Here is a 22,945-nt window from a genome sequence, read left to right on the forward strand (position 1 = left end):
TTCTGTTGTCGGGATGATGGGGCGAAGCCGATTACGGTGAACCCTAGATAAAGCGAGTATCGCTCATGGCGGTTTCGGCAATTTTCCATTGTCCCTGTTCTTTAATTAAGGTGTGATTGGCTTCGGAAATATGATTGCGATAGTTTTTTTTCTGTTTTTGACCTGGTTGAGTCACGGTTTGTTGACTGACTTTCAGCATGATTTCCGAGGGTGTTTGTTTGACTACTTTAACCTCGAGAATGGTGTGTTCCAAGCTATAATCTTCAAAAAATTGCCCGATTTCAGTTCGGGATTCTTCCTGGGCAGTCTCGATCAAGGTGCTGACGTAGGTATCAATGTCCTTAGTTGTAGCGGCATCTAAATTCTGTTGAATCACATCGATGGCGGCAGCTATCTCGGTTTCATCGGTTATGGAGCCAATCACATCGACAGGCGTTTTTCCTAAGAGCAGGGGTTTTGGTTGGTTTAACACGCCGATGAGCAATAACCCGAATCCCACCAGCAACCATTTGTATGTTCGATTCATGTGGCAACCTCCTTTCATCTAAGTGCTACATCATCATTGTACGTCCTTTACCTAAGAGATGAAAGGGGTTTCCATGTAGTACATAGTCAGAAAAAAACACACATTGATGAAAGGGGGATTGCCCTTTATATTGAAAGTATCACGTAAGAAACGAGGGATGAGAATGTCAGAGAATCGCGGCGATATTGAATTGACTAAAGAGACAGTAGCTGTTGAAGGGACATACCCAGAAACGGCTATGTTAAAAGAACGCTTGGAGTGGTTTCAGGATTTAAAGCTGGGCGTTATCATGCATTGGGGCTTATATGCCGAGGCGGGAATCGTGGAATCTTGGCAGTTGTCAGAGGAGGATCAGTGGGCCAGAGAGCCCATCCCTTGGCGAGAGGACATGAAAGAACTGCAACGAGATTACTGGGACTTAAATAAAGTGTTTAATCCAAAGGACTTTGATCCAGTGACTTGGGCTAAGATTTGTAAAGCAGGAGGCGTTCAGTATCTCTTAGTCACGACTAAGCATCACGATGGCTTCAATATGTATGACACCCAGACAACGGATTATAAAATAGGTGGCAAGGACAGTCCTTATGAAGGTCCAGATCCTTTAAAGGCCATATTTGAGGCCTTTCGCCAGGAAGGAATCGCCGTTGGAGCTTACTATTCAAAAGCAGACTGGCATTCTCCCTATTATTGGTTACCAGATGAGTCTGTTAAGGGGCGACGAGCTAGTTATGATACCTCACGCTATCCGGAAATTTGGGGAAAATATGTGACATTTGTCCATGAGCAAATTTATGAAATCACCCATGACTATGGTGAACTAGATTTTCTGTGGTTGGATGCCGGCTGGAGTGGGCAAGGCAAAGAAGACTTGCAGATGGACAAATTTGCGGAGATTGCCAGAGAGATCCAGCCTAATTTGATTATTGTCGATCGGACAATGGGTGGGCGTCATGAAAATTACGTGACACCGGAACGGAAAATTCCCGAGCTATCAGAGTTGCCGGAAAAAGTCTGGGAAAGCAACATTCCTTTGGGAAATGACTGGGGCTTTAATCCTGATGATACCTTTAAAAGCAGTCAAGAGGTGATTGAGACCTTGGTTAAGGTAGTGGCTAGAGGAGGCAATTTAGTTTTAGGTGTTGGACCGACCCCTCAAGGAACCATAACGGATCAAGAACGTCAGATTTTAGCAGATTTGGGAAGTTGGCTGAAAATTTATGGCCAGGGGATTTATGGCACCCGTATGTTTGGGACGATGGGCAGTTGGTTAGTCACCCGCAAAGAAGACGCCTATTACGCTTTTATATCTGTGGCGGAATCTTTTCCTAAGATGGTAACTCTTGCTGAGTTGTCTCTGAATCTTTCTGAGATAGACAGAGTCATTGACATGAAAAGTGGCAAAGAGCTGAATATCGAGGGAGCCATCCAATTACCGGAAAGCTGTCCGGAGACCCTGGGTTATTATGGGATTAAACTGCTAAAAAAATGACAAGAAAGACATAGTTTGATGATGAAAAGGCTGTCATTAAGGACTTTTACCATCAGATAATCAAAGCAAATCTTACATATTGTGAAATGAGGACCAAAGGAATTATGATGAAGGAGTCGTGAATCCGATTACACAATTGGGTGAGACTGATTGCCTCAATAAAAAGCAGTACTTATGAAAGGAGTTGACAGAATGGCAGCGGAAAAACTTGGACCTGCTAGCAAAAAGAAAAATGGTGGCCTGAAACGAGTCTTGTCGAGTTGGCAATTATATGTCTTTGTATTACCAGCTTTTCTATTTTTCTTGATTTTTCATTATGGGCCGATGTACGGGGTCATTATTGCTTTTAAAGATTATATGCCTTCTTTAGGAATCTGGGACAGCCCTTGGGTAGGGTTCAAACATTTTCAACGATTTTTTGATTCTTATTACTTTTGGGAATTAATTAAGAACACCTTAGGGATTAGTTTTTATTCCTTAATTGTTGGTTTTCCCTTGCCAATTATTTTAGCCTTGGCATTGAATGAAGCCAAGGAGGGTTTTTTTAAGAAGTTTACTCAAACCGTTACTTATGCGCCGAACTTTATTTCAGTCGTCGTATTAGTCGGGATGTTGATTTCCTTTACATCACCGTCAACAGGTCTGATTAATCACTTTTTGGAATGGCTTGGCATGGAGCGAATTCCCTTTATGACCGATCCGAAATGGTTTAAACACATTTATGTCTGGTCGGGTGTTTGGCAGTCTACAGGTTGGGGATCAGTTATTTATTTAGCGGCCTTATCAGGAGTAGACACACAGCTTCATGAGGCGGCAACCGTCGATGGGGCTTCCAGGTTACAACGGATTTTCTACATTAACTTGCCGACGATTATTCCTACGATGGTCATTTTATTGATTATGAATGTGGGAAGTTTAATGGCCATGGGTCACGAGAAAATCTTATTGTTGCAGAACCCGTTGAATTTGGAAGCATCCAACGTGATTGCGACCTTTGTTTATAAGCAGGGGTTGTTGGACGGTCAATATAGTTATGCCTCAGCAGTTGGGTTATTTAATTCCGTTATTAATGCCGCCTTGTTAATCATCGTCAATAAAATATCCCGTAAAGTCAGTGAAGTTAGTCTATGGTAAAGGAGGTCACGAGATGTTAACGACAAAAACAATCAAGGAAAGTAAAACTGATAAAATATTTACAGGCGTGGTCTATGTCTTTCTTGTCTTGGCTTTAATTGTGGTGCTCTACCCGCTGTTGTACATTATTAGCGCATCAATCAGTGACCCACAGTTGGTTAATTCGGGGAAAATGTGGTTATGGCCTAAAAATATTACCTTTGAAGGGTATAAGACGATATTTGAAAATGATAGTATATGGAGAGGTTATCTAAATACCATTATTTATACAACATTAGGCACTACCATTAATTTAATTGTGACATTGCCGTGTGCCTATGCCTTGGCTCGAGTGGATTTTTACGGCAGAAAATTATTTATGAATTTTTTGATCGTGACAATGTTTATCAGTGGTGGTTTAATTCCTAGTTATTTAATCGTCAAAGGATTGGGGATGAATAATACGATTTGGGCGTTGCTTATTCCCAATGCAGCCTCTGTCTATAATATTGTGGTGACAAGAACCTTCTTCCAGTCAACGATTCCTAGAGAAATGGAAGAAGCAGCGATAATTGATGGCTGTACGGATTTTAATTTATTCTTTAAAATTGTCTTGCCCTTGTCGATGCCGATTGTCGCTGTTATGGCCTTGTTTTATGGTGTGGGACATTGGAATAGCTACTTTAGTGCGTTAATTTATTTATCGGATAAAGCACTTTATCCCTTGCAGATGGTCTTAAGAGAAATCTTAGTTCTGCAAGATCTGTCATCCTCCCAAGTCGGCAATATGTCAGCCAGTATGGCAGAGATGTTGTACAGTAAGCAACAGTTGGTTCAAGTCATTAAATACGGGGTGATGTTAGTATCGACCTTACCTATTATTGTGGCTTATCCATTTTTACAAAAATATTTTGTTAAAGGAGTTATGGTTGGTTCGCTTAAGGGCTAATCCAGCTTTTGGTAAACCATTTGTATCTTAGGAACACAAACAGATGAAAGAAAAGGAGAAACGGATCATGAAAAAAGCATTAACAGGGTTAAGCATCTTGCTCTTGTCGACGATCTTAGTCAGTTGTGGTAGTAAAGAAAGCAAGGATGAGAAAAAGCAAAGTAATGTGAAAGTGGAAGAAACAGGTTTTCCGATTACCAAAGAGAAGCTTGAGATGACCATGATGGGGCCAGGCACAGGGATGGCAGAGTGGAAAGATATGCCAACCTTAACGGAGTATGCGGATATGACTAATATTAGCTTTAAATATACTACGCCACCTTTAACGGATTTCCCAACTAAACTTAATTTGGCATTTGCCAGTGGTGATTTGCCGGATATTATCTTTGGTGCTGGTACCTCGAATTTAACCCCTGCCATGGAAGTGGATTACGGCTCTCAAGGGATTTTAGTGGCTTTAGAGGAGCTGATTCCTAAGTACGCACCTAATTTAAATAAATTAATGGAAGAAGATCCAACGATTAAACAGTCGATTACGACACCAGATGGTCATATTTATTCCTTGCCAGTTGTGTCTCGTGGAGATTCAGCGATTTGGCCTCGTGGCCCAATGTGGTACCGTGGTGACTGGTTAAAAGCGGTAGGTGTGAAAGAGTTGCCTAAAAATACCGATGAATTTTATGAGTTGCTAGTGAAATTCCGTGATGAAGACCCAAATGGAAACGGCAAAAAAGATGAAATTCCTTTGACAGATACGAAACTAGATAGTACGAGACCGTGGTTGATGGCTAGTTTTGGCATGAAAAATCAGGGGATTGAAGAGATAAATGGCAAAGTTCGTTACAGTCCTGTGACGGAAAACTACAAAGAATTTGTGACTTTTATGAACAAATTATACACAGAAGATTTATTGGACAAAGAGGTTTATTCTCAATCGGATGAACAGCGCAAAGCCAAAGGTCAAAATAATGTCTTAGGTGTTTTCCCAGACTGGTTCTCTTTCTTCACAACGGGCCAGACCGAAGAAGAAGCCTTAGCCAATCCAATGTTTTATCCTCTCTCAAGTGACATTAGTAAAGAGACCGTTGTCCCTGGTAGTCCTCGACTAGTCCGTGGTGCCTTTGCGATTACTAAAAATAATCCAAGCCCAGAAGCCTCTTTACGTTGGGTTGATTACTTCTTCACGGAAGAAGGGTATCAATTCCTTAATCAAGGGCCAGAAGGGGAATTATGGGAATACGCGGAAAATGATAAGGGTGAAAAAGTGCGGGTCTATGCTGAAGGCGTCGACGTTACGAAGACCGAAGAAAAACGTGGCACAATCACACCGGCATACGGCATTGCCGCACCAGCTTTAGATATGACGATTCCCTCACCTAAAGTGAATGCCAATGATCCAGATCAAAAACCTTTTGAATTATTTATTAAAGAAGAAACAGAAGCAAAAATCGTGCCTTTCGCAGAAGTGCCTTATCCGTTAGTCTACTTGTCAAAAGAAGAACAGGATAAAGTAAGTGCCGTGGAAGTGGACTTGAAAACCTATGTGGAGCAGATGGAAGCGAAATTTATTACTGGCGTGGAACCAATTGCCAATTGGGATAAATACGTGGAAACCATTGAATCAATGGGTTTAAAAGAGTATGTTTCGGTTTACCAATCAGCTTACGACACGTGGGCCAAAGCTAAGTAGTAGGTTATTTAGGCAAACAGTTATGAAAATTAAAGGAAGTGGGACCTCTGTCTCACTCCTTTTTAAATTAAGCTAAGGAGCTCAGTAAGATGAAAACACTTTATTTGATCCATCATTCCCATACAGATATTGGCTATACGGATCGTCAGGAAAAAATCAGTCGTTATCACCGGCATTATATTAAAGAAGTGATTGGTGTACTTGATCAAATAGAAGCAGGTGAGAAGGCGGAATGGTCTGGTTATAATTACACCTGTGAAAATTATTGGCAAGTGGAACAATTTTTAGCACACAGTACGGCAGCAGAGCGGGAAACGTTTAATGAGTACGTCAAAAAAGGGGCCATCGATATTTCCTTGACCTATTTAAATGTGAATGATCTAGTGGACCGTGATAGTTTACAAGAAAAGTTTGTCGAGGCAAAAGCTTACGGGGATCAGTTGGGCGTTAGCTTAAATTCTGCTATGACAGCTGATATTAACGGAGCCTCTTGGGGTTATGGAGAAGCGATGGCGGAGACGGGGATTGAAAACTTTTTTAGCAATACGCATACTCATCATGGAATGTTCCCTCTGTATCAGAAGCAAGTGCCTTTTTGGTGGGAGATGCCAAAGGGTGAAAAAATTCTGGTGTGGAGTGGCGATCATTATCAAATTGGCAATGATTTCTTCTTGATTCCCAATAGCGATCAAAGTCAGCAGTACGGCTTGGACGGTTATACAAAAGCCGAAGAGGAGCGCCAATTTGCTTTAACGGAAGAGCGGGTGGCTGATTTATTCCAGCGTCTAGCAGAGGAAGACTATCCCTATGATTTTATTCCCCAAATGATTTCCGGCATTGTGACCGACAATGCGCCGCCAAATCCGCGGATGATGGAAGGGATTCATCGTTGGAATCAGGTCCATGGTCAAGAGGTTGAGATAAGATTGGTGACCTTAAATCAATTTTTCAAGGAGTTACGCCAAAAAGAGCTATCATTTCCAACTTATCGTGGTGATTGGCCGGATTGGTGGGCTGATGGAGTGGGAACGACGCCAGCCGCTACTAAATTATACCGTGATGCCCAACGGAAACGCCGCCTTGCTAAGAAGCTGGCTCCGAAAAAAGGCAGTCGCTTTTTAGCAGAAGGGGAAGAGGCCTTGCTGATGTACGCGGAACACACATGGAGTTACCATTCGTCTACGGCTGAGCCATGGGACTCCAATGTGAACGAGCTGGATTTTCGGAAAAGCGCTTATTCGGCGAATGGTCACCGCTTGATTTCGGAACATCTTGATGATGTTTTAGAGGAGCGAGGGGAAGAGCCTTTACAAATGAACCGTCAAAGTTATTTTAAAGTCATCAATCCTCATGAAACATCTCTTAGTGATGTGGGGCGGATCTACATGAAACACTGGCAGACCGTAGATGATTCGTATTATGCCGGTGCCAAGGAAGACTTTGCCGAGTTAGTTGATTGTCGGACAGGAGAGGTAATTCCCAGTCAAACGCGGGAAACATCTAAGGGCAAAGAAGTGGCATTTTTGATCTCTCTGGAACCAAAGGAAGAACGTTTGGTCCAATTGAGACGAGTCATCAAGCCTAATCGTTACCCTAAATTTCTTAACCAGGCTGCTGTGGCAGCTGATTCGATTGCCGATTTGGTCTCACACAAAGGGTATCACAATTCAGTGACGAGTCATCAAGTTGAGACGGCTTATTTTATCTTGCAGTTTGATTCTGACAAAGGGCTTAAAAGTCTCTGGGATAAACAAAGCAATCGTGAACTAGTATCTCCTGATGGGGTTCATGGGCCATTTCAAGGGGTCTATGAAAAAACCCCTATTCGCACAGACCCTTGTACCGAAAGACGGCGAATGGGCCGCAATCGCAAAGGTCGAATTGCGGAGCGCCATGCTGCTCGCTTAGTTTTTGTGGAAGTGGTTGCCGACGGGGCGGTTTTTGCCACCATAAAACTGGATTATCAGTTAGAGGGAACTCAGCTGTATAGTGTGTTTTACAACGTCTATAAAAATAGTCCTAAGATTGAAGTTAGCGTGCGCGTTCAGAAGGACAATGAGTGGGCGCCAGAAAGTCTTTATGTGCCACTACCATTCAGCTATGGTGAAGAATCAGAGCTCTTTATTGAAAAAGCGGAGGTGTTGGTTAGACCAGCGATTGATCAGTTACCTGGCACAAACATCGATTTTTATATGCATGATACGGGCTTGGTTTATACCGATGGGACAGGGGGCATCATCATTGGCATAAAAGATACCCCTTTGATAACTTTGGGAGACTTAGAGCATCATGATATAGAGTTAGCTAGCGAAAGGACTCAGTCGAAAAATAAGGCTGATGTTTACGCTTGGGTGATGAACAATATTTGGGAAACTAACTTTAAGGTAGACTTGGCTGGTTTTTATGAGTTTGCTTTTGATGTGGTAAGCGTGAGAGGTGAACAAAGCCCTGAGGACTTGGTGGTGCTGGCCCATGAAGTGGATGAAGGGATTGTGACCATTGCCTATAATCCGCGTGATGAGGAAATTGCTACTGGCATTCTTGGTAATTAGTTTTTGTTCTTGGGGAAAAGCTTCACGCTGATTCTGGCGTGAAGCTTTTTTGAGAAGAGGGGTGATAAGAGATTATTTTTTGAAATGGTGTTTACAACATAGTATATACTAGTTATAATCGAGTATAATAACAGAATTGAAAGGGGTTTACTACATGTCATTTGGAATGATTGCAACTTGGCGAATGGCCTATGAAGGGGTTGTGAAAATGACAGCAGAATTAGCAAAAGGTGTGACTGCTAATCAAGCACTTGTCGAAGCGATTAAAATGGTGGAAGATTATCCCTATTATAAATCAGTGGGGTTTGGCGGTTTGCCAAATGAAGAGGGGCAATTAGAGTTAGATGCGGCTTTTATGGATGGGGATACCTTGGATATCGGTGCTGTAGCAGGGATTCAGGAGACTAAAAACCCGATTGTTGTGGCTGAAGCCTTAAGTCACGAACGATTCAATTCGTTTTTAGTTGGTTTAGGTGCGACTAAATACGCGAAGGAACAGGGCTTTGAGCAACAAGAGATGGTCACAGAGCGTGCGAAGCGTCTCTGGGAATTACGATTAGAAGAGGTTCAAAAAAATAATTTAAGTCCATATGATGGTCATGATACAGTTGGAATGATTTCTTTGGATCAAGCAGGGAAGATGGTGGCGGGGACCTCTAGTAGCGGCTTATTTATGAAGAAAAGAGGACGTGTCGGTGATTCCCCTTTATCTGGTTCTGGTTTTTATGTGGACAGTCAGATTGGAGGGGCCACAGCGACAGGTTTAGGAGAAGATTTAATGAAGGGCTGTTTGAGTTACGAGACGGTACGCTTAATGGGAGAAGGACTCTCACCTCAAGCAGCCGTGGATCAAGCTGTTTATCGTTTTAATGATAAGTTGGTTGAACGGAAGAGCAAAGCCGGAGCTTTGTCATTAGTGTGTATGAATCCTCAAGGTCAGTGGGGGATTGCCACCAATGTGGAATTTTCGTTTGTAGTAGCCACAGAGACAGAAGCCCCAGAAGTTTATATTGCTAGACCAGAAGGCAATCGGACTGAGATAGTGGTAGCCACTAAAGAGTGGTTAAAGGCGTATGATTTGCGAATTAAAAAGCCTTTGAGTTAGTCGGATAGCAAGCCGGGACATAAAGTCGTGAGATTGAAGCGTAAAGCCTTAACTCTCTGCGATGTCCCTTATTTCTAAGACAATAAATTGGCAAGAATAACGGCAGCAAATAAAGATAAGGGACACTACACTTCGTTCCGATCGCATCAATCGCTAAACGCTAAAGCCTTAAGCCGTGACGGTCGAAGAGAGCAGACTTTTGGAGCGCGTCTATTGTACAATGTACGTAAAAATATCGGAGGGTGGGACAATTGTCCCACCCCCTTCAGATGATCAATAGTGACAGCCGGTTAGGCATTATGTTAAGGAGGATGAAATGAAAACGATTAAACAAAGGCAGGTCCATTTGGATTTTCATACGAGTGAGTATATTGAGGGGATAGGGAAAGCCTTCGACAAAGAAGTGTTCGCGAGTACTTTAGAGAAAGCGGCGGTTAATTCGATTACCTGTTTTGCTCGTTGTCATCACGGTTGGCTTTATTACCCGTCTAAATTACAGCCAGAGATGATTCACCCTCATTTGGCGAATCATAGCTTATTATTGGAGCAAATTGAGGCCTGTCACAGCCGAAGAATTGATGTACCGATTTACACAACGGTCCAATGGGACGGCTACTTGGCCCGTCAACATCCTGAGTGGTTGTGCCTGGATGGCCAAAGAGACTTTATCAACAGTCAAGGAATACCGGAGCCTCATTTTTATTACAGTTTGTGTTTGAATAGCGGCTATCGTGACTACTTTAAAGCTCATTTGCTGGATATCATCGATGTGGTGGGGGAAGAACAGATTGATGGGATTTTCATGGATATTTTATTCCGAGTGGCTTGTGATTGTCAACATTGCCAAAAAGAGATGAAAGGCAAAGGGATTGACCATTTCAGTGAAATAAATCGGTTGGCTTATTCAGAAATCATGTTAAATGAGTTTAAATCAGAAGTCACGGAATTGATTCGCCAAAGGGCACCCAAGGCCACGATTTTTTATAACGGTTCCCATGTGGGGTTTGCAGATAAACAAAACGTCGATGCTTATAGTCATTTAGAATTGGAAAGTTTGCCTAGTGGTGGGTGGGGTTACGATCACTTCCCAATTACCATGCGATATGCCCGTAATCTAGGGAAAGAAGTGATCGGTATGACAGGTAAATTCCACACATATTGGGGGGATTTCCATTCCTTGAAAAACCAAGAGGCGTTGGAGTTTGAGTGCTTTAATATGCTGGCTTTAGGAGCTGGTTGTTCCGTTGGCGACCAGTTACATCCAGATGGTGAGCTATCGCCAGGGGCTTATAGCTTAATAGGCAATGTCTATCGACAGGTGGCTATGATGGAGGAGGCTTGTCAGTCAGCAGCTATTCCAGAAGTGGAAATTGGCGTGATGACACCTGAGGAAACCTGGGTGGCAGGTGGGCATAGTTTGCGGATTGATCCAAGCTTGATTGGGGTGAACCGAATGTTGCAAGAGTTGAATTATCAATTTGATATTATTGACAGTCAAATGGACTTTAGCCGCTATAAGGTGTTAATTTTACCAGATGTGATTGGCTACAGTCCCCAGCTACAAGAGAAGCTAAATGCTTATACGGAAAATGGTGGCGCGGTGATTGGCAGTTATCATTCTTTACTTGATGAGGACCATGCCCAGAATGATTGGTACGGCCTTGATTTTCTAGGGGAAGGGGATTTTGAGCGTGATTTTATCATGCCCAATGAGCGGATTGGCAAAGAGTTGCCAAAGGAAGAGTTTGTGATGTATCTAAAACCTGCTAAGGTGAAGGTGACAAGTGGGGATGTGCTCCTTGAGTCGGTAAGGGCTTATTTTAATCGAGAAGGAGAGACCTTTTGTTCTCACCAACATGCACCATCAAGGAGACAAGCTGGGGCTCCGGCGGCAACGATAAATGGTAAGGTTGTTTATTTTGCTCATCCAGTGTTTAACATTTATCGAAAGAACGCTCCTCGATGGGTTAAGGAGCTAGTGAAGGATGTTTTAAGTGAGTTAATTCCGCATAAATTATTAAGGCACAATGGACCAAACACCTTGCTGACGACGGTTAACCGATCAGAGGATGGGAGGCAACATCTGATCCATGGGCTTCATTATATAACGCAAAAAAATTCGGAAGAGATTTACACGGTTGATGGAATTATTCCTCTGTATCAGATAGAAATCAAGTTGTTAATTGGATGTCAAAAGGTGGCGAGGGTGACGGATGTTGTGACAAAGGAAAGTCTTCCATATCGCATAGAAGGAAATTATGTGGTAGTTGAAATCGAAAAAATAATGGGACACAAGTTAATTGAGGTTGTGACGGATTGAAAGGAAAGAACACAGTTCCCAGTAAAATAGGGGTGCCCTGGCTTAAGGCGTGATCGTCTTTATAGAAGGGTTAGCCAAAGGAAAGGTGAAAATAGAAATACCAACTATTACATACCTATTAGCAGATGATTTAGGGGATGACGCTAGCAATCTTGCTGAAGGTAGCCAATACAGGTTGGGATTCTTGGAAAGAGCTGGAAACTATTGTTGATTTCTCGTTTCCATAATCAGTTATTTGAGAAAAATTAACTATGGAGGTGCTGTGTTAATGTATCTAGTCATCGATATCGGTGGTAGTAGTGTGAAAAGTGCCATCTGGCATCAGGGAGAGCTGCTGGAACAAGAGCAGTTTCCTTCAGGGGGTGATTGGGAGGAGATGCTAGGGCAGATAATCGCCTTAAAGGAAAGAAAAAGTCAGTTTTACCGATTAGAGGCAGTTAGCTTTAGTTTACCTGGAATTGTTAACGAAGCAACGGGTGTTCTTGAAGGGGCCAGTTCTTTGGCATATTTACATGGCTTTGCTTTTCGGGAGGTCATGTCCAAGGCATTGGACTTGCCTGTTTATATGGAAAATGATGCTAATTGCGCCGCCTTGGCTGAACAGCGTTATGGTGTGGCAAAAAAGAAACAAAATGTGCTATTTGTTGTGATTGGAACGGGGATTGGTGGTACAATTATCAGCGATGGCCAGATTCGCAGAGGGCATCATTTATTTGGTGGTGAATTTGGCATGATGTTAATTAATGGCCACGATGAATGGGCGATTTTAGGATCTGCCGTTCATATGGCCCGAAAAGTTTCGCTAGCCAAAGGATTGTCTGAGCCTCTTAGTGGTCAGGAAATCTTTAGATTAGCTGATGAAGGTGACCAATTGGCCTGTGAAGCGGTGGAAGAACTCTATCATTATTTGGCTTTAGGAATATATAATTTACAGTACATCATTGATCCGGAGATGATCGTCCTCGGTGGAGGGATTTCTGCCAAAGCGGGCTTGATTGAAAATATCCAGCGGCATTTGGCTTTAATTATGGACTACGGGCAGCGTTCACCTTTATTTCCTAAACTTGCGTTATGTAAATTTGGCAATGAGGCTAACTTAATTGGCGCGGCAATTACAGCGATGGAGGTATCGCAATAAAGTGGACAAGGAAGGGACGAGAGTGATGGCAAAAAAATTAAGTGTCTATGAAGATGTGGCGGCAGAATTAATGGCCCGAATCAAGGATGGGTTTTACAGTTTGGCACAAAAGCTACCATCAGAATACGATTTAGCCAAAGATTTTGGGGTTAGCCGACTAACGATTCGAAAGGCCATTGATTCCTTAGTCTCAAGAAATAAATTAATGAAATATAAAGGCAAGGGGACTTATATTATTTCCCAGCAAAAAATTCAAAGTGGGTCTTTTGGTTTACAAGGATTCACTGAAGTGGCCGAGAGTCGTGGTATGAAACCTCAGACTCGAGTGATTGACTTTGTCGACGAGCATCTGCCTACTGAGGGAATTCGGATCCAACTGTCATTGAAAGAAGATGAGACGGTTTATTATATTACCCGTTTGCGTCTAGCAGATGACGAGCCTTTGGTTATTGAGGAATTGACCATTCCCACACGATATTTGCCGAATGTTAGCCAAAGTGATATTGAATCTAAGTCAATCTTTTCATTGATTGAAAAGGTGGTGGATATTGGGTATTCCCATCAGGAAGTGGGAGCGGAAGTGGTCAATCACGTGCAGAGTGAGCTGTTGGGCATTCCTCTTGGGGCGCCTATTTTGCAAGTGAATTCAATGACTTTTTCGATTACCAGTGTGCCAATTTTACTGGATGCTTCTTATTATCGAGCAGACAAGTACACGTTTAAGACAATCTTACAACGAAAACATGATTAAGAGGGGATTTGAGATGAGGGAGAAACGTAGCGAAATAAAGGAAAAAGTGGCCTCACTTGAAACAGACTTTTTAAGAGCCTTGAGACGGGTGATGAGGATTCCTAGTGTAAAGGGGATTGAGGAGAATGAGGCGCCTTTTGGCTTATATCCAAAGCTGGCTCTTTTAGAAGCGCTGGAAATTGGCTGCGAATTAGGCTTTGAGACGAAATTAGTTAATAATGCCATGGGTTATGTCCAATATGGGACGGATGAAGAGTATGTTGGCGTTGTGGGGCATCTTGATGTTGTGGCTGCTGGAAGTGGCTGGACCCATGATCCCTTTGATTTGACGATTGTTGATCAGATCGCCTATGGGCGTGGTGTCTTAGATAATAAAGGTCCGGTGATGAGCACGCTGTTTGCTCTATATGCCTTAAAGGAGTTGCAGATACCCTTGAGTCGGAGTATTCGAATTATCTTTGGTAGTGACGAAGAGAGTGGTTCCGCAGATGTTCCACTTTACTTGGCAGAAGAAGCAGCCCCTGTTTATGGGTTTACACCGGATTGTAAATATCCGGCTGTTTATGGGGAACGGGGGATTGTCGGTGTAGAGATTCGAACGATTTTTGCTGAAGGAGAGCTAGAGGTAATTCTTTCAGTCTCCGGAAATTTTGATCCCAGTGCCATTCCTGATAGTCTTACCCTGATATTAGCAAGTGGTCAGATTCAAGCAAGGGGAAAGCGGGCCCCCAGTAATGCGCCAGAATTAGGGGTGAATGCGATTACCTTATTGGGTCAGTTAATTAGCTCAGACCAGTTGTCTGAGCCTTCGTTATTGGCTTATTTCCACTGGCTAGGAACGCTTCACGACCAGCATGATGGCAAGAGTCTGGGCATTGATTTTGCGGATCAAGATTCAGGAAGATTGCAGTTGTCACCGGTGTCTCTAGAAAGACATGGGTCAGAGTTGGTCCTTAGTTTGTCGATTCGTTACCCGATTTCGGTAACGGAGGAGCAATTGTTAAAGCAACTAGAGAGGCAGTTGCCAGCAGCCAGCTATTTGAGAGTGACTCGAAGCCTACCGTCGACGGTTTTTCCAAAGGATCATCCGATGTTGCAGGTGATGCAGGAAGTCTACGAACAAGTAAGGGGAGAAGATGGGACACCTGTTACCACAACTGGTGCGACATATGCTCGTCGTATGCCAAATATCGTTGCCTTTGGTCCATCTTTTCCTGGCCAAAAAGGGATTGCTCATAATAAAGATGAGTATATGTCGGTGGCGGATTTAATGAGTAACATGGAAATTTATGCGCTGACCTTAGCTGAGTTAGCTAAGTAATCAAAAAGCAGCTTCTCGAGAAGCTGCTTTTTTTTATTACAACTACCTTTTATCGGGTTCTTTTGACGGATTTAGTTCTTATAATATAAGTATTTATGAATATTTCGCTTAAAACATTTTCAAACGGCGTTAAAACCAGTATAATGGTTAGAGTATGGGGAAAAATATAAAATCAGTTTAGCTTGAAAACTCTGGAGGAGTTAGAACGACTGAACGCGGTGGGGTCAGTTAGTCAATGCTTTAAGCTATTCAGTAAGGATGTTACAACAATGAATGAACAATTAATAAAGCTCGTCAAGCACAAGTATCAAGTTGAATTTACCGATCCAACACTATTGGAGCAAGCTTTCACTCATTCATCTTATGTCAATGAGCATCGATATTTGCAATTAGCGGATAACGAACGTTTGGAGTTTTTAGGAGATGCCGTTTTAGAGTTAATCGTGTCAGAGTTTCTGTTTGGTTTTTATACGAAACTACCAGAAGGCAAGTTAACCAAGATGCGAGCAGCGATCGTCTGTGAGGAAAGTCTCGCAAAATTCGCGAAAGAATGCGAATTTGATCAGTATATTCGTTTAGGAAAAGGGGAAGAAAACTCAAATGGTCGGAAACGTCCGTCATTATTGTGTGATTTATTCGAAGCCTTTTTGGGTGCGTTATACTTGGATCAAGGCTTAGCTGAAGTTGAAAAATTTGTGGCTAAAGTTGTTTTTCCTAAAATTAAATCTGGTGCTTTTTCACATGAGATGGATCATAAGACCGCTCTGCAAGAAATACTGCAACGGAATGGTGATATCGACATTGAATACCGCTTAGTCCACGAAGAAGGGCCAGCTCATGATCGGCAGTTTTCAGTTGAGGTCAGTGTTGGTGGCAAGGTGATTGGAACGGGGATTGGCAAATCCAAAAAAATGGCGGAACAACGGGCAGCCGAGTTCGCCATTATGAATATTAAGAAATAACAATCAGCTGGACAGGTGAGGCAGTTTCCCATCGGTTCAGCTGGCTTTAGTTTGAAGAAGGGGGCCTTGGATTCGTGTATTTAAAGAAAATCGAAATTGCGGGGTTTAAGTCCTTTGCTGAGCGGACGGTGATTGAGTTCGATCGTGGCTTAACGGCTGTTGTTGGGCCAAATGGTAGCGGCAAGAGTAATATAACGGAAGCGATTCGTTGGGTGCTAGGAGAGCAGTCGGCCAAAAGTTTGCGTGGTGGCAAGATGCCGGATGTTATTTTTGCGGGGACGACTAAGCGGAAGCCTTTGAACATTGCTGAGGTGACGGTGGTATTGGACAATGAACAACGTTTTTTACCACTTGATTTCAGTGAAGTCAGTGTGACTCGCCGTCTTAAGCGGACGGGTGAAAGTGATTTTTATATTAACAAGCAAAGTTGTCGTTTAAAGGACATTATCGATCTCTTTATGGATTCTGGTTTAGGGAAAGAATCTTTTTCGATTATCTCTCAGGGTAAGGTTGAAGCGATTTTTAATAGTAAACCAGAAGATCGTCGAGGTATTTTTGAAGAGGCGGCCGGTGTCTTAAAATACAAGCAGCGTAAACGACAAGCCGAACAAAAATTATTTGAAACGGAAGATAATTTGAATCGGGTTCAGGATATTATTTATGAGTTGGAAGGTCAGTTGGAACCTTTAGGTGAGCAGAGCCATATCGCCAAGAAATACTTGCAACTGCGAGAGCAATTAACGTCGATTGATGTGAGTGTCACCGTTCATGAAATTGATCAGTTAAAGGATGAATGGCAACTTCGTGAGGTTGAATTAACCGAGGTTAACCAAACCTTGGAAAGTGTCAGTGCTTCGATAGGTGATTTTGAACGGACGCTGATCAATTTGCGAGATAAGCGAACACGTTTAGATGAAAAACTCGACTTGGAGCAACAGCATTTACTGTCTGTCACGGAAGCTTATGAACAAGCAGAGGGTCAGAAAAATGTCTTGGTGGAGCGTTCTAAAAATACTGAAAAAACCACTAGCGAATACGATCAGACCTTGCAAAGTGTTCAGGCCAAGATTCTTGGGTTTGAAGCAGAAAAAGCCAGTTTGACGGAAGAGTTAAGCAAAAAAGAAAGTAAAAAAGCAGAATTAGTTGCTACAGTCAACGAATTGACTGCCTTAGTGGAAACTTACAGCAAATCAGCTAAAGAGCGTTTGGCAGAGCTTCGTAGTGAGTACGTGGAGTTAATGCAAAATCAAGCGAATACTAGCAATGATTTGAAGCATCTGGATAAACAGTATCAACAAGAGAGTACCAAAAATCAAGTGGCCATCGATCAGCATCAGCAGTTAATTGAGCAACAAGCGCAATTGAGTGAGCGTGAGGAAGCGGGCCGCTTGCAGTTAGAGACCCACACGACAGCTTTAGAGCGTTTGCGTCGCGAGTATACGGCCGCCCAAAAGTTAGCACATAGTTCCAAGCAAGACCTAGGTTTAAAAGAAAAGCAAATGTACGATGCAATGGGGATTTTACAGCAGGCGAAAGCCCGTCAAAAAAGTCTTCAAGAGTTGCAGGAAAACTATGCTGGTTTCTATCAAGGGGTCCGAGCAGTTTTAAAGGCCAAAGATGAGTTATCCGGATTAGTCGGTGCAGTAGCTGAGTTAATAACGGTTCCTCAAGAATTGGCTTTAGGAATTGAAACGGCTTTAGGTGGCGCCGCTCAAAACGTCATTGTTGAGGATGAAGGAGCAGGTCGCAGTGCTATTGCTTATTTAAAAAATAAACGATTGGGGCGGGCGACTTTTCTGCCTTTAACCACAATCAAGCCTCGTACGATGAACAGTACCGTTCGTCAAGACTTAAAGGGAACGACTGGATTTATTGGGATTGCTAGTGAGTTGGTCACCTATGAACCACGGATCAAAAATGTAGTGGAAAATCTTTTAGGTGTTACGATTTTAGCTCGCGACTTAACCAGCGCCAACCAAATTGCTAAGCAGGTTCGTTATCAGTTCCGAGTGGTTTCTCTCGAAGGTGATGTTATGAATCCAGGAGGGTCCATGACCGGTGGGGCCACTCGCAAAGGCAATCAGGGAAATCTGTTTGCCCAAGCGGGAGAGTTGCAGACTTTAACGGAGCAGGTAGCCAAGATGTCCGCTGAATTAGTTAAGCGTGAAGCGATTGTTCGTCAGTTAAAAGAAGAAGTGGCGGATGCCGATATTCAGTTGGAGCAATTGCGTGAAGCAGGAGAAAAAGCCCGTATTAAGGAACAGGAATTAAAAAATAATATCGACATGCTGGAGGCGGAGCGTAAACAATTAACCCGTGAGCAGCAAGCCTTTGAAAATGACTCTCAGGGATTAACTAATTTTTTGGCGGATTATGAAGAGCAAAAGACAGCTTTAGAAGCTCAGATGGCGGCGATTCAAGAATCTCGTCGGCAATTAGATGAGGAAATGAATCAAACGGATGCACAGGAAGCAATTAATACGACCTTACGTGAGGAAGCCCAAGAGAAGTTGAAAAATCGTCAGTCTCGTGTCGCAGTTGTTTCGGAGCAGATGGTTCATTCGCAACAACTAATAGCCGACAAAGACAACCAGTTGCAAGAAGCTCAGGCAGAAGCTGCTAAATTAGCGGAACAAATCCGTTCTTTAACAGATGCTAGTTCAAATCATGCAGAGTCTCAGGAATCGATTCAGGGACGGATGGCGGAATTAAGTGAACGCAAAACTAGCTTGCAAGCTCTTTTAGTCAGTTTAAAAGACGAACGTGAAAGTGTTCATCAAAAGATTGCTGAGTTAGATGCAGATTTAATCACGGCTAACAAAACTCAACAGGAGCTGTTGGGGAAAAAAGCGAAGGCTGAAGTGGTTAAAAGTCGTTCGGAAGTGGGCATGGATAATGCTTTGCAACACTTACAGGAAGATTATAGTTTAACTTATGAAGCAGGCAAAGAGCTTTATCCCTTAGAAGTGGCATTTGAAGAAGCTAAAGGTAAAATCCGCAGCTTAAAACGGGAAATTGATAGCTTAGGACCTGTTAACATGGGAGCCATCGAGCAGTATGAAACAGTGAATGAGCGCTACACTTTCTTGGTGACCCAGCGGGATGATTTATTAGATGCCAAAGAGAGCTTATTTGAGACGATGACTGAAATGGATGATATTGTCAAAGAGAAGTTTGAAGAAGTCTTTTCGGCTATTCGTGAAAAATTCAGACTTGTTTTTCCTAATATGTTTGGTGGTGGTCATGCAGACTTACGTTTGACAGACCCGACAGACTTATTAAATACTGGGATTGAAATTGTGGCTCAGCCTCCAGGCAAAAAACTACAAAGCTTGAGCTTGTTATCGGGTGGCGAGCGTGCCTTAACGGCGATTGCCTTACTATTCTCGATTATTCAAGTGCGTCCAGTGCCCTTCTGTGTGCTGGATGAAGTTGAGGCGGCTCTTGATGAGGCCAATGTGGCTCGTTTTGGTCAGTATTTAAGTCATTTTGAGGATGACACTCAGTTTATCGTGATCACTCATAGAAAAGGGACGATGGAAGCAGCCGATGTTTTGTACGGTGTGACCATGCAAGAGTCTGGTGTATCGAAAATTGTCTCTGTTCGCTTGGAAGAAATTAACGAGCGTGGTGACATTGAAATCGAGACGACAGCTTAATGAATTTAGTTGAATTAGTCAACTAAAAAAGAGAGGAAGTTGCTGACATGATTAAATTAATTGCCATTGATTTAGATGGGACATTATTAAGGGATGATAAACAGATTTCGGCTCGTAATATTGAGACCTTGCAACAGGCGAAAGCTCAAGGGGTGAAAGTGGTTCTGTGTACGGGACGTCCGTTAAATTCGGTTGTGGGACACTTGGAAACACTGGGGCTAACAGAACCGGGCGATTATGCGGTGACCTTTAACGGCGGATTGGTTCAAAAAAATGATACTGGTGAGATCCTATCGAAAGATATTATGAGCTTTGAAGATGTGGAGACGATTTACGGATTGACTCACGAGTTGGCGTTACCTCTAGATGTGGTTTCCAATGATACGGTCTATCGTATTCAGCCTCAACCAGTGGCCTATCCGTCCCTCTATCATCAACTGAACTCTATTTTGGCATTTGAAGACCGAACATTAGCAGACTTACCTCAAAATCGTGATTTTAACAAAATGGTTTGTGCGATTGAAGGGGATTATTTGGAACAGCAACTGCCGAAAATCCCAGCTAGTTTTCATGAACGTTACAATATTGTTCGCTCTGGTGAACGACTGTTTGAATTTTTAAACAAGCATGTGACGAAAGCCAATGGCTTAGTGAAGTTAGGGCAGATATTGGGAATTGACGCCAGTGAGATGATGGCTTTAGGTGATGAAGAAAACGATTTGTCCATGATTGAATATGCTGGCTTAGGCGTCGCTATGGCCAACGGGTCAGCTGCAATCAAAGAAATGGCTCAGCATATTACAGATTCCAATGAAGAAGACGGCGTCGCCAAAGCCGTTGAGAAATTTGTGTTAAATGGAAAGCCATAAATAATGACAACCAGTAGTGGCTGATAGACTAAGGGTTGAGTTAAAGAACACGAACAATAAGCAGTAAAACGGATTGTCGCGATTTATAGAACAATCGTAGAAGGAGGGGAAATCGTTTGGGATTTTTTGATAAAATAAAAAGAGCATTTACTGGCGAACAAGAGGAAACAGTGGAAGAAGTCGTTGAAACTGATGTGGAGCAAGATGAATCAGATGAGCAGGCTGTTGTGGTGGCTGACACCGATGGACTAGGCGAAGGGCCAGAAGCTAGTGAAGATGAAGGGGAAATAATACCGGATGTCATTGAAGCAGAAGTGAAGCCGGCGGATGTGATGCCTGAAGTGGAGACGACAACTGAAGAGATTGAAGCGGAAGTCGAACCAGTTGAACTAACAGAACCGATTGCGGTTGTGGAAGTGGCTCCTGTGGCACCTGAAGAGGTTCCAGAGCCAGTGGAAGCAATTGAAGAAGTGGCGGAAGTAGAGGTCTCAGCAGAATCAGAAGCCGCTCAGAAAATGGATAAGGGGTTGAAAAAAACCCGTCGAACGTTCTCACAAGTCTTAAATGAATTAATGGCTAATTTCCGTAGTGTTGATGAAGAATTTTTCGAAGACCTTGAGGAAACATTGATTACAGCAGATGTTGGGTTTGAAACTAGCATGCGAATTACAGATGAGTTGCGTAAAGAAGTTAAATTGCGTAATGCTAAAAAGAACAGCGACGTTCAAAAGGCGATTGTTGAGAAGATGGTCGAGATATACGAAGAAAACAGCGAAGGCGAAAATAACCAGTTGAATATTCAACAAGGGTTAACAGTTATGTTATTCGTTGGCGTTAATGGTGTGGGGAAAACCACGAGTATCGGAAAACTTGCCAATCAGTATCGTTTAGCAGGTAAAAAAGTTCTGTTGGCGGCGGCGGATACCTTTAGAGCTGGGGCGATTGACCAATTAGTTGTTTGGGGTGAGCGCGCGCAGGTTGAAGTAGTTCGTGGCAATGCTGGAGGCGATCCTGCTGCTGTTGTTTACGACGCAGTGGAGAAAGCCAAGGCTCAGAATGCGGATATCTTATTAGTGGATACTGCAGGTCGTTTGCAAAACAAGGTGAACTTGATGAACGAGCTGGAGAAAATCAAACGAATCATTCAGCGGGAGATTCCAGATGGACCTCATGAAGTTATGCTGGTAGTCGATGCAACCACGGGGCAAAATGCCATGGTTCAAGCGAAACAGTTTAAAGAAACCACGGATGTGACGGGATTAGTTTTGACTAAATTAGATGGGACTGCCAAAGGTGGTATGGTTTTGGCGATTCGCAATGAGTTGCACATTCCTGTTAAACTTGTTGGTTTAGGTGAAGGGATTGACGATTTGCAACCCTTTAATCCGAATGACTTTATCAATGGCATGTTTAAGGAATTATTGGAAGACAATTAGGGAACAGCAAGTACAGTGAGTGACATCATTGTACTTGCTGTTTTTTTTTAGCTTAATAGAGTAATTCAAAATCGTAGTTATGGGCGCTTTCCAGATAGTCGATACTTGGCTCGGTATTGGTAATGAGGACATCGATATGCCGATAGTTTGATAGATTAAAAAAGTGTGGTGAGTCGAATTTTGTTTCATCACAGAGAAGGATGGATTGTTTGGCGTTGGCCATCAGATGTTGTTTGAAAAGGGCCTGGTTTAAGCTAGCCTCGTAAGTGCCCTCAGAATCGATTCCGCGACATGACAAGAAGCATAGGTCGGCTTTAAAGTTAGTTAAAAAATTACTAGCCAATTCACCGACGATTGAGGTAGAATTGGTTTTGAGTTCACCACCAGGTAGGTAGACTTTAACATTGTCCATGGAGCTTAAACTGATGGCGTTACGTAAGCCGTTTGTTACTACGATGATATTGTGAAAGTGTTGCAGGTGCTCACAAATATAAAAAGAGGTGCTGCTAGAATCTAAAAAAATCGACATGCCATTGCCAATAAAATCGGCAGCAAGAGAAGCGATGTATTTTTTTGCTTCATTATTTTCAGTTTCCCGATAAAAGTGCGAAAACTCAGTATTACTTTTGGAAATAATGGTAGCGCCACCATGGTGACGTTTGACTAAGCCGTTGTTCTCTAGTTCTAATAAATCTCGGCGAAGGGTGGATAAGCTACAGTACAATTGATCGCATAATTCTGCATTGCTCATATTTTTTTTTCTACTCAGTAAGTTCAGAATAGTGGTTTGTCGGATGGTTAAGGTCAAGATAAAGGCCTCCTAAGGTAAATGCTAGCGTAGATTGTGCTAAAAAAATCAGACAAGTTACATCGGGTACTTCCATAATCCTCAGCAAAGAACGGCAGGATGATGTTTAGTTTACAAGAATGATTGTTGAATAGTTTTGACTGGTTATGACCTAATTTTAGAATAAAAGCGGTAACAATTCAACTTATTGTTCAAATCTATTTTTTCTTTTCTAAGACCTTATAATAAAAGTATGAAAAATCAGTTGGAGCAAAAGC

General features: G+C 42.6%; 16 protein-coding genes. 14 read left to right on the forward strand and 2 right to left on the reverse strand.

Features of this window, described 5'->3' with window-relative positions; genetic code table 11:
• Positions 1-43 precede the first annotated feature (43 nt).
• Positions 44-526: a hypothetical protein gene (locus RWN13_RS09470; protein WP_314062643.1), complete on the reverse strand. Its 483-nt coding sequence runs from the start codon at positions 524-526 to the stop codon at positions 44-46.
• 163 nt (positions 527-689) lie between these two features.
• Here RWN13_RS09470 and RWN13_RS09475 point away from each other — a divergent pair, with 163 nt between their 5' ends.
• The 14 genes from RWN13_RS09475 (at position 690) to ftsY (ending at position 21,880) form a co-directional block, all read left to right on the forward strand.
• Entirely contained in the window at positions 690-2,015 is a 1,326-nt protein-coding gene (locus RWN13_RS09475) for an alpha-L-fucosidase (RefSeq protein WP_314062644.1), read from the forward strand.
• A gap of 192 nt (positions 2,016-2,207) precedes the next feature.
• Positions 2,208-3,149 (forward strand): ABC transporter permease subunit, encoded by a 942-nt coding sequence (locus RWN13_RS09480; protein ID WP_314062646.1) that lies wholly within the window; start codon positions 2,208-2,210, stop codon positions 3,147-3,149.
• 13 nt (positions 3,150-3,162) lie between these two features.
• Positions 3,163-4,077: a carbohydrate ABC transporter permease gene (locus RWN13_RS09485; RefSeq protein WP_314062648.1), complete on the forward strand. Its 915-nt coding sequence runs from the start codon at positions 3,163-3,165 to the stop codon at positions 4,075-4,077.
• 67 nt (positions 4,078-4,144) lie between these two features.
• The gene (locus RWN13_RS09490; protein ID WP_314062650.1) at positions 4,145-5,767 is read left to right on the forward strand and encodes an extracellular solute-binding protein; all 1,623 of its coding nucleotides are present in this window, start codon (positions 4,145-4,147) and stop codon (positions 5,765-5,767) included.
• 89 nt (positions 5,768-5,856) lie between these two features.
• A complete protein-coding gene (locus RWN13_RS09495) occupies positions 5,857-8,319 on the forward strand; it encodes a hypothetical protein (protein ID WP_314062653.1) in 2,463 nt (820 codons plus the stop codon).
• Between the two features lie 154 nt (positions 8,320-8,473).
• On the forward strand, positions 8,474-9,424 hold the full coding sequence (locus RWN13_RS09500) for a N(4)-(beta-N-acetylglucosaminyl)-L-asparaginase (protein WP_314062655.1): 951 nt from the start codon (positions 8,474-8,476) through the stop codon (positions 9,422-9,424).
• A gap of 316 nt (positions 9,425-9,740) precedes the next feature.
• The gene (locus RWN13_RS09505) at positions 9,741-11,744 is read left to right on the forward strand and encodes a beta-galactosidase trimerization domain-containing protein (RefSeq protein WP_314062658.1); all 2,004 of its coding nucleotides are present in this window, start codon (positions 9,741-9,743) and stop codon (positions 11,742-11,744) included.
• Between the two features lie 268 nt (positions 11,745-12,012).
• On the forward strand, positions 12,013-12,882 hold the full coding sequence (locus tag RWN13_RS09510) for an ROK family protein (protein ID WP_314062660.1): 870 nt from the start codon (positions 12,013-12,015) through the stop codon (positions 12,880-12,882).
• A gap of 25 nt (positions 12,883-12,907) precedes the next feature.
• Positions 12,908-13,633 carry a GntR family transcriptional regulator, LSA1692 subfamily gene (locus tag RWN13_RS09515; protein WP_314062662.1) on the forward strand — a complete coding sequence of 242 codons (726 nt, stop codon included), beginning with the start codon at positions 12,908-12,910 and terminating at the stop codon, positions 13,631-13,633.
• A gap of 13 nt (positions 13,634-13,646) precedes the next feature.
• Complete coding sequence (locus RWN13_RS09520; protein ID WP_314062665.1) at positions 13,647-14,954, forward strand: Sapep family Mn(2+)-dependent dipeptidase; 1,308 nt, start codon at positions 13,647-13,649, stop codon at positions 14,952-14,954.
• Between the two features lie 269 nt (positions 14,955-15,223).
• Positions 15,224-15,916 (forward strand): ribonuclease III, encoded by a 693-nt coding sequence (gene rnc, locus RWN13_RS09525; RefSeq protein WP_314062667.1) that lies wholly within the window; start codon positions 15,224-15,226, stop codon positions 15,914-15,916.
• A 74-nt stretch (positions 15,917-15,990) separates the two neighbouring features.
• Positions 15,991-19,575, forward strand: a complete 3,585-nt coding sequence (gene smc, locus RWN13_RS09530; RefSeq protein ID WP_314062668.1) for a chromosome segregation protein SMC — start codon at positions 15,991-15,993, stop codon at positions 19,573-19,575.
• A 47-nt stretch (positions 19,576-19,622) separates the two neighbouring features.
• Positions 19,623-20,444 carry a Cof-type HAD-IIB family hydrolase gene (locus tag RWN13_RS09535; protein WP_314062670.1) on the forward strand — a complete coding sequence of 274 codons (822 nt, stop codon included), beginning with the start codon at positions 19,623-19,625 and terminating at the stop codon, positions 20,442-20,444.
• A 116-nt stretch (positions 20,445-20,560) separates the two neighbouring features.
• Positions 20,561-21,880 (forward strand): signal recognition particle-docking protein FtsY, encoded by a 1,320-nt coding sequence (gene ftsY, locus RWN13_RS09540; protein WP_314062672.1) that lies wholly within the window; start codon positions 20,561-20,563, stop codon positions 21,878-21,880.
• Positions 21,881-21,932: 52 nt separating this feature from the next.
• On the opposite strand, the gene RWN13_RS09545 is transcribed toward ftsY, so the two are convergent.
• On the reverse strand, positions 21,933-22,688 hold the full coding sequence (locus tag RWN13_RS09545; RefSeq protein WP_314062675.1) for a DeoR/GlpR family DNA-binding transcription regulator: 756 nt from the start codon (positions 22,686-22,688) through the stop codon (positions 21,933-21,935).
• Positions 22,689-22,945 lie beyond the last annotated feature (257 nt).

The organism is uncultured Vagococcus sp. (assembly GCF_963518325.1).
Taxonomy (GTDB): domain Bacteria; phylum Bacillota; class Bacilli; order Lactobacillales; family Vagococcaceae; genus Vagococcus_D.